Origin of the sequence: Streptomyces olindensis (assembly GCF_040645895.1) — a bacterium.
In the GTDB taxonomy this organism is placed as follows: domain Bacteria; phylum Actinomycetota; class Actinomycetes; order Streptomycetales; family Streptomycetaceae; genus Streptomyces; species Streptomyces olindensis.
In genome coordinates this window covers 1-10,761 of record NZ_JBEYZD010000128.1, presented here as the reverse complement: position 1 = coordinate 10,761, position 10,761 = coordinate 1, and the positions used below count along the sequence as shown (strand labels likewise).

General features: G+C 71.8%; 8 protein-coding genes. 2 read left to right on the top strand and 6 right to left on the bottom strand.

Annotated features, from left to right (window positions below):
- The first annotated feature begins 318 nt into the window (after positions 1-318).
- Positions 319-834 (top strand): DinB family protein, encoded by a 516-nt coding sequence (locus ABZ948_RS39710; protein WP_359768000.1) that lies wholly within the window; start codon positions 319-321, stop codon positions 832-834.
- Between the two features lie 34 nt (positions 835-868).
- Here the strand turns inward: ABZ948_RS39710 and ABZ948_RS39705 are convergent, their stop codons facing one another.
- From ABZ948_RS39705 to ABZ948_RS39685, 5 genes are all read right to left on the bottom strand, one after another.
- Positions 869-1,885 carry a 1-aminocyclopropane-1-carboxylate deaminase gene (locus tag ABZ948_RS39705; RefSeq protein ID WP_359767999.1) on the bottom strand — a complete coding sequence of 339 codons (1,017 nt, stop codon included), beginning with the start codon at positions 1,883-1,885 and terminating at the stop codon, positions 869-871.
- Positions 1,886-1,911: 26 nt separating this feature from the next.
- Positions 1,912-2,553, bottom strand: a complete 642-nt coding sequence (locus ABZ948_RS39700; RefSeq protein WP_359767998.1) for a GntR family transcriptional regulator — start codon at positions 2,551-2,553, stop codon at positions 1,912-1,914.
- A gap of 91 nt (positions 2,554-2,644) precedes the next feature.
- Positions 2,645-4,228: a TROVE domain-containing protein gene (locus ABZ948_RS39695; protein ID WP_359767997.1), complete on the bottom strand. Its 1,584-nt coding sequence runs from the start codon at positions 4,226-4,228 to the stop codon at positions 2,645-2,647.
- 342 nt (positions 4,229-4,570) lie between these two features.
- A complete protein-coding gene (locus tag ABZ948_RS39690) occupies positions 4,571-6,013 on the bottom strand; it encodes an alkaline phosphatase PhoX (protein WP_359767996.1) in 1,443 nt (480 codons plus the stop codon).
- A gap of 177 nt (positions 6,014-6,190) precedes the next feature.
- The gene (locus ABZ948_RS39685) at positions 6,191-7,609 is read right to left on the bottom strand and encodes a hypothetical protein (RefSeq protein ID WP_359767995.1); all 1,419 of its coding nucleotides are present in this window, start codon (positions 7,607-7,609) and stop codon (positions 6,191-6,193) included.
- A gap of 306 nt (positions 7,610-7,915) precedes the next feature.
- Here ABZ948_RS39685 and ABZ948_RS39680 point away from each other — a divergent pair, with 306 nt between their 5' ends.
- Complete coding sequence (locus ABZ948_RS39680) at positions 7,916-9,745, top strand: DUF8508 domain-containing protein (protein ID WP_359767994.1); 1,830 nt, start codon at positions 7,916-7,918, stop codon at positions 9,743-9,745.
- Between the two features lie 42 nt (positions 9,746-9,787).
- Here the strand turns inward: ABZ948_RS39680 and ABZ948_RS39675 are convergent, their stop codons facing one another.
- Entirely contained in the window at positions 9,788-10,480 is a 693-nt protein-coding gene (locus ABZ948_RS39675; RefSeq protein ID WP_359767993.1) for an antibiotic biosynthesis monooxygenase, read from the bottom strand.
- Between the last annotated feature and the right edge of the window lie 281 nt (positions 10,481-10,761).

The window sequence follows — 10,761 nt, the reverse complement described above, 5'->3', positions numbered from 1 at the left end:
ATCGACCCGGTCGACGGCACCGAACACAAGATCACCGCCAACGCCACCGGAAAGATCATCTACAACATGAACGGCCTCTCCGTCCGCCCCGGCACGCATCTCGCCGCCATCGCCGCCCCGCACCACTGACGGGCCGCACACCCGCTGTACCAAAGTGCCGGGGTCACCGTGCCACCTCACCCGGACAGCGCCCCGCTCCCGTCGACCCTCCGTACAGACAGCCAGGAGGCCGGACTTGGCACAGGGCGAGGGGACCCGTGCCCGCGTCGCCGAAAACGAAGCGACAGTCCGAGGACGGGCACGCTAACGTCCGCCGGCATGGCTCCTTCACTCGAACGCCCCCCGCTCCAGGCCGACGAGCGCACCGCGCTCATCGGATGGCTGGACCTGCAACGGCAGATCCTGCGCTGGAAGTGCGAGGGTCTCAGCGAGGCGGACGCGCACCGCTCCGTCGTCCCGACCTCGCCGGCGATGACGATGGCCGGGCTCGTCAGCCATATGCGGTGGGTCGAGCACACCTGGCTCGAGGTGCTGTTCCTCGGCGGAGACGAGTCCCGGAACCCGTCCTTCGACGAGATGGTCGAGGACGCCGAGTGGCGCACCGACTCCGTCACCCTGCAGCAGGTGCTCGCGGAGTACGAGGCCCAGTGCGCCCGCAGCAACGAGATCGTGGCCGCGGCGTCCCTGGACGACGTCGGCCGCCACCCCGGGTACGCCTCCGGCAGGGCCAACCTCCGTTGGATGCTCATCCACCTCATCGAGGAGACCGGACGGCACGCCGGCCACGCGGACATCGTGCGTGAGCTGCTGGACGGGACGAAGGGGTACTACTGACGACGGGGTTAGCACAGCCGCTGTGCGGACCGGCCTAGAACAGCGCGCTGTACGCGTTCAGCGCCGGCTGTCCGCCCAGGTGGGCGTAGAGCACCGTCGCCTCGGGGCCGATCTCGCCGCGGGACACCAGGTCGATGAGCCCGGCCATGGATTTCCCCTCGTAGACGGGGTCGGTGACCATCCCCTCCGTGCGGGCCGCGAGCCGCATCGCCGCCAGGGTGGTCTCGTCGGGGATGCCGTACACGCCCGCGTGGTACCGCTCGTCGAGTTCGACGTCGGCCTCGGTCAGCTCGCGTCCGACGCCGATGAGCTGCCCGGTGCCGTGCGCGATCCGGGCGATCTGGGCCCGGGTGGCGGCCGGTTTCGCGGAGGCGTCGATGCCTAGCACGCGCCGGGGCCGCCCGCCCGCCTGCTCCAGCGCGGCGAACCCGGCGACCATGCCGGCCTGCGTCGACCCGGTCACCGAGCACACGACGACGGTGTCGAAGAAGACGCCCAGCTCCCGCTCCTGCTCGGCCACTTCGTACGCCCACCCGGCGAATCCGAGGCCGCCGAGCGGATGGTCGGAGGCCCCGGCCGGGATGGCGTAGGGCTTGCCGCCCGCCTCCTCGACCTCCCGGAGCGCCTGCTCCCAGCTCTCCTTGAACCCGATCCCGAACCCGGCCCGCACCAGCCGTACGTCGGCCCCGGCGAGCCGGCTGATCAGGATGTTGCCCACCTTGTCGTAGACGGCGTCGGGCCAGTCCACCCAGCTCTCCTGCACGAGCACGCACTTGAGCCCGGCCCGGGCGGCGACGGCGGCGACCTGGCGGGTGTGGTTGGACTGCACCCCGCCGATCGACACGAGCGTGTCGCAGCCCTGGGCGAGCGCGTCGGCGACCAGGTACTCCAGCTTGCGGGTCTTGTTCCCGCCGTAGGCGACCCCGGAGTTGCAGTCCTCGCGCTTGGCCCAGAGGGAGGCGCCGCCCAGGTGCGCGGTCAGGCGTTCCAGGGGGTGGACGGGCGAGGGCCCGAACAGGAGGGGGTAACGCGCGTACGAGGCAAGGGACATGAATCCTCCCTGGGTCGGGGGTCGTCTCAGTCGGCGAGCTCTTCGAGCCCCCGCCAGATCTCCGCGGTGACGCGGACCGCCTCGGCCGCGTCACCGGCGGCGCAGGCGTCGATCAGTCGCTCGTGCAGCCCGGCCGAGCGGCAGCTGCCGCCCTCGCCGAAGCGCCGGCGCTCCAGGCGGCGGATGAGCGGGGTGTAGCGGGCGACGGTCGCGGCGGCCGCCCGGTTGCCGCTGACCCGGACCAGGACGTCGTGCAGTTCGTCGTCGGCGCGCAGGGCCGTGTCCACGTCTCCGGCCGCCACGGCCGCGGCGAACCGCTCGTTCGCGGCGCTCATCGCCGCGATGTCCGCGGCGAAGAGCCGGGGCACGGCGACCCGCGTGACGAGTTCGTGCATGGCGCCGACCACGGCGGCGGCGTCCCGGACGTCGGCGGCGACGAGCGGGGTCACCCGGGTGTAGCTCTGCGGCTTGCTCTCCAGCAGTCCCTCGTCCACGAGCCGCGAGAACGCCTCCCGCACGGGAGCCCGGGACAGCCCGAGCCGCTCGGCGAGCTCGGCGTCCCGCACGACCGCGCCGGGTTCGATCTCCCCGGCCACGATGGCGTCCCGGATCGCCTCGTACGCCCGGTCCCTGAGCAGGGTGCGGGGCACGGGCCGGATGGCTTCCATGGACTGAAATGTTAGATGTCAGTCCGGTCTTCAACAAGGGTCCGGCCATGACCGTGGCCCGCACTCCCCACGCGGTGCGGGCCACGGTGTCTCAGACCGCCCAGGGCCAGTCGGCGTCCCGGGAGGCCTCGATCAGCGGAACCATCCGGAAGGCGGCGTCCGACAGGCCGCCGAAGGTGTGCCGGTTGCCGGTGCCCGACGGGCCGTGGCCCGCCCGGTGTCCGGCGAGGTTCCAGGTGTAGACCGGCACGCCGGCCGGGATCTGCTCGGTCGGGTCGCCCCGGTGGTGGCGCCTGTACTGCTCGTCGGTGACGATCAGCACCCGGTCGTGGTCGCGGTAGTGGCGGCGCACCGCCTCCGTCGTGTCGGTGCCGCCCAGGTCGCCGAAGCGGTCGAGGACCTTCAGCACCGACTCGCCCGTGCGGAACGCCACGCGGTCACTCGTCGTACCGAACTGAACGAGGTCCGCGCGTTCGGCCCGCAGTGCGAGCGCCGTACCGAAGACCGCCGCCGCGTCGGCCCAGGTGAGCTGCGAGCGGTCGGACAGCCGCGACCAGAACATCGAGCCCGAGCGGTCCACGAGGACCAGCGTCCGGCCGGGCAGCGCGGGCACGTTGGCCAGCGAGTGGCCGAGAGCCCGCTCCAGGGCGTACGACCAGCGCAGCGACGGCGCGTGCTGGTACGCGGCGAGGTACCGGAAGGGGAACTGCCGGGAGCGCGCGACCTCAGCCGGGTCGCTGATCCGCGCGGCGACCCGCTCGGCGACCTCGTCCGAGACACCCGCCTCGTCGAAGTTCCGCAGGTTGCGCGCGAGCGCCATGGACCCCATGGAGGGGATCACGGCCTCCCAGGCCGCCTTGTCCATCGGCCCCTGGAGCCAGCCCGCCAGCGTCTCCCACGTCATCCCGGCCTCGGCCAGCCGCTCGGCGGCGCCCTCACCGGTCACGACCGCGCGCCGCTGTTCGACCGGCAGCGCCATGAGCGCGTGGTGCGCGGTGAGGACGCGGTCCGACGCGGGCGGTACCGCGGTGTCCGGGTGGTGCCGGCGGTCGAGCGCGTACCGGAACAGCTCGCCCTGCCACGGCTTGTCCGGGTCCGGCGCCGCGTGCACGAGGTTGAGGATGTCGCCGAAGCGGTAGCCCTTGGCGGCGCCGTCGTACTTCAGCAGCGCCTTGCCGTGGTAAAGGCGGCGTACGGCGTCGGCGATGCCGCGCTTGACCGGCTTGGGTACGTTGCGGCCGTACGTCGCGGTCCAGTAGGCGAGCAGTTCGCCGGGCTCGTCGGGGCGCTGGAGCACGGAGGCGACGACCTGCCGGTTGGACGGGCCGCCGGTCGCGCCCGCGTCCAGGCGGGCCTTGACGTACTCGGCGGCGCCGACGACCGAGGCGGTACGCAGGTTGCCCGCGCCGCGCAGCCAGCCGAGGAGGCCGGCCGTCCACTCCGGGTCGGTGACGGCGAGTTCGCGCACGAGCCCCGCGAAGCGGTCGTCGCGCTCGGCGCCGGACTCGTACAGGGTCCGCTGCGCGACGAAGTTCGACACGGCGAGCAGGAACAGCTCGGAGCGCGCGTCGCGCTCGCGGCCCCGGCCGCCCTCGTACGTTCGCAGCAGACGCCCGGTGGACGTCACCCACGAGACGGGACGCGCCCGCGCCGCCTTGCCGTTGAATCGCGCCATGATGAATTCCCCCGAATTCGTTGCAGGTTTTCGAGGGAAGCGCGCATGAGAAAGGTGGATGCCCGAGGACAGAATGCGGCGACGGACTTATCCGGATGCTCTCCCGATTGAGCTACAGCGACCCGAAGTCGCTGACGGGACTCGAACCCGCAACCGTCCGATCAAAGGAAGTAACCGTTGCCTGCGCACCGGGCACCCACCTCATGCTGCGCCTCCCGAGATCAAGTCGGCGGCGGCGTCGGATTCTTTGGAAGAGAAGTAGCCGCTGCCATCGCACCGGGAGGTGCGTGACGTTGTGATCTCACTGTAGGAGGCGCCGCATCGGAACTGCGAGCGAATTAACTACTTCTTCTGCCGCTTCCAGGGGCCGGTGATGGCCACCAGGATGCCCGGGTCCTGGATGTTGGCGTACAGGGTCTTGCCGTCGGGCGAGAAGGTGACGCCGGCGAACTCGCTGTACTCCGGCTCCTCCTCGGTGCCGACGTTCAGGTCGTTGCGGGCGATCGGATAGGTGCGGCCGCTGTCGGTGGCACCGAAGAGGTGCGAGACGCCCTCCCCGTCCTCGGCGAGGACGATGCCGCCGTACGGGGAGACGGTGATGTTGTCGGGGCCGTCGAACGCGCCGTCCTCGGACGGGTCGGGGTTCACTCCGAGGAGCACCTTCAGCGTCAGCGTCCGGCGCCTGGGGTCGTAGAACCAGACCTGGCCGTCGTGCCGGCCGGGGCTCTCCTCGCGGGCGTACGAGGAGACGATGTAGGCGCCGCCGTCGCCCCACCACATGCCCTCCAGCTTGCGGGCGCGGGTGACCTCGCCGTCGGCGAACTGCTTGCGCACCGGGGTGGCCCGGGCGTCGCGGTCGGGCACGTCCACCCAGTCGACGCCGTAGACGGTGCCGGTCCTCGTGGCGCGGGACAGGTCGTCGACGAACCGGCCGCCGGAGTCGAAGCACTTGGGCGCCTGGAGGACCCCGGCGTCGTCGGCGAGCTCGCGGAACTTCCCGGGGCCGTAGGCGAAGCCCTTGGGCGGGGTCCAGCGGTAGAAGAGGCCGTTGGGCTCGTCGTCGTCCTCGGTGAGGTAGGCGTGGCCGCGCCGGGGGTCGATGACGACGGCCTCGTGGTCGTAGCGGCCGAAGAACTTCAGCGGCTTGGGGTCGCGGTTGGCGCGCCGGTCGACGGGGTCGACCTCGAAGACGTAGCCGTGGTCCTTGGTCATGCCGTTGGTGCCGGCCCGGTCGGAGTTCTCCTCGCAGGTGAGCCAGGTGCCCCAGGGGGTGGCCCCGCCCGCGCAGTTGGTGGAGGTGCCGGCGATGCCCACCCATTCGGCGACCCGCCCGTCGGGGCGCACCTCGACGACCGTGCAGCCGCCGGACGCGGCCGGGTCGTAGACGAGGCCGTCGGTGAGCGGCACCGGGTGCTTCCAGTTGGCGCGGGGGCCCTTCAGCTCGTGGTTGTTGACGAGCAGGGTGGTGCCGCGCGGGCCGTCGAAGGCGGCGGTGCCGTCGTGGTTGGACGGCGTGAACTCACCCGACTCCAGCTTCGTCCGGCCGCTGTAAGTGATGATCTTGTACGTGAACCCGGCGGGCAGGGCCAGGATCCCGTCAGGGTCCGGGACGAGCGGCCCGTAGCCGACCCCGCGCCCGGCGTCCGTCGCGTCCTCCGCGCTGTCGGTGTCGTAGGACGCGAGGGCGTTCGGTGCGGTGGCGAGGGCGCCGACACTGCCCGCCAGCGCGACACCGGCACCGGTGATCGCGGAGGTTCTGGCGAAGTCCCTGCGGGTGAGCGACATGGGTGTCTCCTGTGACGGGGGATGCCGTGGAGGGTGGCGAACCTCGTTCGGCGACACCATCCCGCTCGTCCATGAACGCCGGTTGAACAACACCTCAGGGGCGCGGGACTGTATCAATATGCGGCTCCGCCGCGCGGGCGCGACAAACCACAACGGCGCCGCACCCGCACAGCAGGATCAACCACCCTGCTGCGACCGCGCCTTGAACGCGGCCTTCCGCGCCTCCTTCGCCACCTTCTTGTCGGGATGCAACCGCCCCATCGCTTCCAGCACATCGGCGGTCGCAGGGTGATCGACCCGCCACACGGCCTCGAAAAACCCACCGTGCTGCCGCGCCAGCCCCTCCACCAGCGCCCGCAGCTCCTCGGAATTCCCCTCCGCGGCGAGCTGCGCGGCCACCGTGTCGATGGTCAGCCAGTACACCATCGCCTCGGACGGCGCGGGCACGTCCACCGCACCGTGCTCGGACAGCCACACCCGGGCGAGCCCGCCCAGCTCGGCGTCGTCGAGCACCTCCCGCAGCGCCGGCTCGGCCGCGGCTCCCACCAGCGACAGGGCCTGCTGGCAGCGCAGCCGCCGCAGCGGCGCCCCGGCGTCGGAACCCCGCGCCGCCGCCAGCAACTCCCGTGCCGCCGTCAGGACTTCGCGCCGCTGGAGCCACTGTTCGGTCTCGGCCTGCGCCGCCCCCGGCGGGAACGTGGCCGTGCCGTCGAGCAGCGCGTCGGCGCCCTTGTCCGCGAGGTCCCCGACGGCCGGCGCCTCGAACCCGGCCTCCAGCAGCCGGGCACGCATCCCGTACAGCCCGAGCGGGGTGAGCCGGACCATGCCGTAGCGGGAGACGTCGGTGTCGTCGACGGGCGCCGCGGGCTCCTCGTCGGCATCGGCCATGAGCGCCTCGTCCACGGGCCGGTAGGCCACGAGCCCGACCGGCTCCAGCATCCGGAACTGGTCGTCCAGCCGCATCATCGCGTCGGAGACCTGCTCCAGGACGTCGTTGGTGGGCTCGCCCATGTCGCTGGGCACGATCACCGAGGCGGCCAGGGCCGGCAGCGGCACCGGGGCGTCGCCGGGTGTGTCCTCGCCGGCGGTCAGCAGGTAGAGGTTGCCGAGCACGCCGTCGAGGAATTCGGCCTCGGCCTCGGGGTCCCAGTCGAGGGCGGAGAGGTCGACCTCGCCGTCCTCGTCGACGAGCCCGTCCAGGTCGGGCACGCTCGCGTCGGCGAGCACGGTCTCCAGGGCCGCGAGCCACACGGCGAGCACGTCCTGCGGGGAGCCACCGGTGAGCAGGGCGAGGTCCTCGCCCGCCCGGACGGTGCCCTCCTCCTCGTCGACGACCTCGACGAGCCCGGCGTCCACGGCGACCCGCCAGGCCTCACTGGCGTCGGCGGCGGCGTCGTCCCCGCTCAGCCCGAGCACCTCGGCGGCGGCGGGCAACTGCTCGTCGACGAGCCCTCCCCCGGCGTCGACCCGGGTGTCCGGCCCGGCCCAGCGGGCGAGCCGGGCGGCCCGGGACAGCAACGGCGTGGACAGCGCGTCGCGCGCCAGCTCCGCTTCGGGGTGCAGCCGCACCGGCGGCAGGGGGGAGCTGTCTGACATCGGCTGTTTCTCCTAGCGGCGCCTCATACGACTCAGCCGCTCAGCCTAGACGGATTTCCACCCATGCCGCCCACTTCATCTCCCCGTCAGCCGCCGTACATGGCCGAAACCTTGACAAGTGACGTGACCAGGCTGGAGATTGACGCGCGTAGAAGTCGGCGGACAGTTGTTCACCGGGGCTGCCCCACCACCTGCCCCGTCCGCAGCCGTCTACGCGCGTCACACCGCCCGCCCCACAGGTAGCGGCAGACAGTCCGAGCACCACCCTCGTCCCGGCGCCCTGTCACGTCCCCGGAGGGAATCCCGTTGCCGAGCAAGTCGTCCGCGCGCCTCGCCGCGCTCACCGTCGCCGCCGCGTGCTCCGCGGCATCCACGATCGTCCTCACCACCCCCGCGCACGCGGAATCGCTCCGCGTCCACGACATCCAGGGCAGCACCCGGATATCCCCGTACGCCGGCAAGCAGGTCACGGACGTGGCCGGAATCGTCACCGGCATCCGGACCTACGGCTCGTCCCGCGGCTTCTGGATCCAGGACCCGAGCCCGGACGCCGACCCGGCGACCAGCGAGGGCGTCTTCGTCTTCACCAGCTCCACCCCGAAGGGCGTGGCCGTCGGTGACTCCGTCAAGGTCAGCGGCACGGTCGCGGAGTACGTCCCCGGCGGCAACACCTCCGGCAACCAGTCCCTGACGGAGATCACCAAGCCGGTGACCACGGTCGTCTCCAGCGGCAACCCGCTCCCGGCCGCGACCGTCGTCGACGCGCGGTCCGTCCCGGCCGCCTACGCACCGGCCGGCGACACCGCCGCGAACGGCTCGGTCAACGCCCTGCCGCTGCAGCCGTCGAAGTACGCCCTCGACCGCTACGAGTCCCTGGAGGGCATGACCGTCCGGGTCTCCGACGCGCGCGTGGTCGGCGCCACCGACCCGTACACCGAGCTGTGGGTGACGGTGAAGCCGCACGAGAACCGCAACCGCCGCGGCGGCACGGTCTACGGCTCCTACGACGCCCAGAACACGGGCCGCCTCCAGATCCAGTCCCTCGGCGCGACGGCGGACTTCCCGAAGGCGAACGTCGGCGACACCCTCACCGGCACCACCGCGGGCCCGCTGGACTACAACCAGTTCGGCGGCTACACGCTCGTCGCGAGCGAGCTCGGCACGCTGAGGAGCGCGGGCCTGGAGCGCGAGACCACGCGCAAGCAGCGCTCCTCGGAGCTGGCGGTCGCGACGTACAACGTCGAGAACCTCGACCCGACGGACGACACCTTCGCCGCCCACGCCGCCGCGATCGTGAACAATCTGCGGTCGCCCGACATCGTGTCCCTGGAGGAGATCCAGGACAACAACGGCGCGAAGAACGACGGCACGGTCGCCGCCGACCAGACCCTGACGAAGCTGATCGACGCGATCGTCGCGGCGGGCGGCCCGCGCTACGACTGGCGCTCGATCGACCCGGCCGACAACACGGACGGCGGCGAGCCGGGCGGCAACATCCGCCAGGCGTTCCTGTTCAACCCGGAGCGCGTCTCCTTCACGGACACCCCGGGCGGCGACGCCGCGACGGCCACGGGCGTGACGAAGATCCGCGGCAAGGCGCACCTGACGCACAGCCCCGGCCGCATCGCGCCCGCCGACGAGGCCTGGAAGAACAGCCGCAAGCCGCTGGCCGGCGAGTTCGTCTTCCGCGGCCGCACGGTCTTCGTGATCGCCAACCACTTCAACTCCAAGGGCGGCGACCAGGGCCTGACCTCCCAGTACCAGCCGCCGTCCCGCAGCTCCGAGACGCAGCGCCACCGGCAGGCCACCCTGGTCAACGCCTTCGTCAAGGACATCCTCGACACCCAGAAGAACGCCGACGTCGTCACGCTCGGCGACATCAACGACTTCGAGTTCTCGCAGACCACGGAGCTCCTGGAGGGCCGCGGCGAACTGTGGTCCGCGATCAAGTCGCTCCCCCGCCACGAGCGTTACTCGTACGTCTACCAGGGCAACAGCCAGGTCCTCGACCAGATCCTGATCAGCCCGTCGATCCGCCGCGACTGCGACTTCGAGTACGACAGCGTGCACGTCAACGCGGAGTTCAACGACCAGATCAGCGACCACGACCCGCAGGTCCTGCGGTTCCGCCCCTAGTACGGCGACGCGGGGCCGGACGCACCGTCCGGCCCCGCCCCCTCAGGGCACCAGCCCGAGGACATGGTCGTAGCGCTTGACCGAGCCGCTCTCCAGCAGTCCGGGCCAGTTCTGCACCCGCTTCCACTGCTCGCTCGCCGAGCCGACACCGTCACCCGGCGCCGCCAGGGCGTCGATGTGCGCCTGGGCGCTCTCCCACTCGGCGTAGTTGAGCACCCGGGTGCCGTCCGTACTCACGTGGAAATGGGCGGAGACACCACCGGAACGCGGCTCCGATTCACTCTCCATGGCCTCGAAGACCGCGTCGACCCAGGCCCGCTGCCGCTCCTCGTCGGGCCCGTCGAACCGGACGTCGACGATCACCACACACCCCGGGACGCCCACGCGCCCGCCGCTGCGATAGCGCCGGTACCGCACGAGTTCCACCCGCTCGATCCCCGGCACGGCGGTGTCGATCTCGTCGACGCGCTCCTGCCGGTGGGTCTTCGCGAACGCCTCGTAGGCCTGCTCGGTCCTCCACTGCGAGTAGTGCAGCAGGGTCTCCCCGTCGTGCCCGGCGTACACGTGGTACCCCAGCAGGTCTCCGGTCGGCCAGGGCCGACGCTCCCACGCCCGCGCGATCGCCTCCACGGCCTGCCGCTGCCGCTCGGGACTCCCGACCCGCCAGGTACTGAAGAAGGGAGCACCGATCCGAGGGTCGGTGAGATCGGGGTGCTGTTCGGTCCGCCGGGCCATGGAACACTCCAGTCGTGTACGCCGGTTGCTACGCCCCTCACCTTTCAACCTCGACCGGAGTTGAGGTCAAGGGGGGTTCGGGGGCTCGGCGTTGATGCTGGAGCGGGGAGGCCCGCAGCCAGGCACGGCGAGGCCCGCGACGTCGGTCTGCGGCGGCAGCCACGACGCGCCCGCGGCCGCCGGACGACGCAAGGGGACGTGTCGGGGGGTGTCCGCCCGCAGCGGTTGGCGCGTCAACGAACAGTCAGTCGGCACGCAAGTCGATCGCGCCGTTCCGAGGA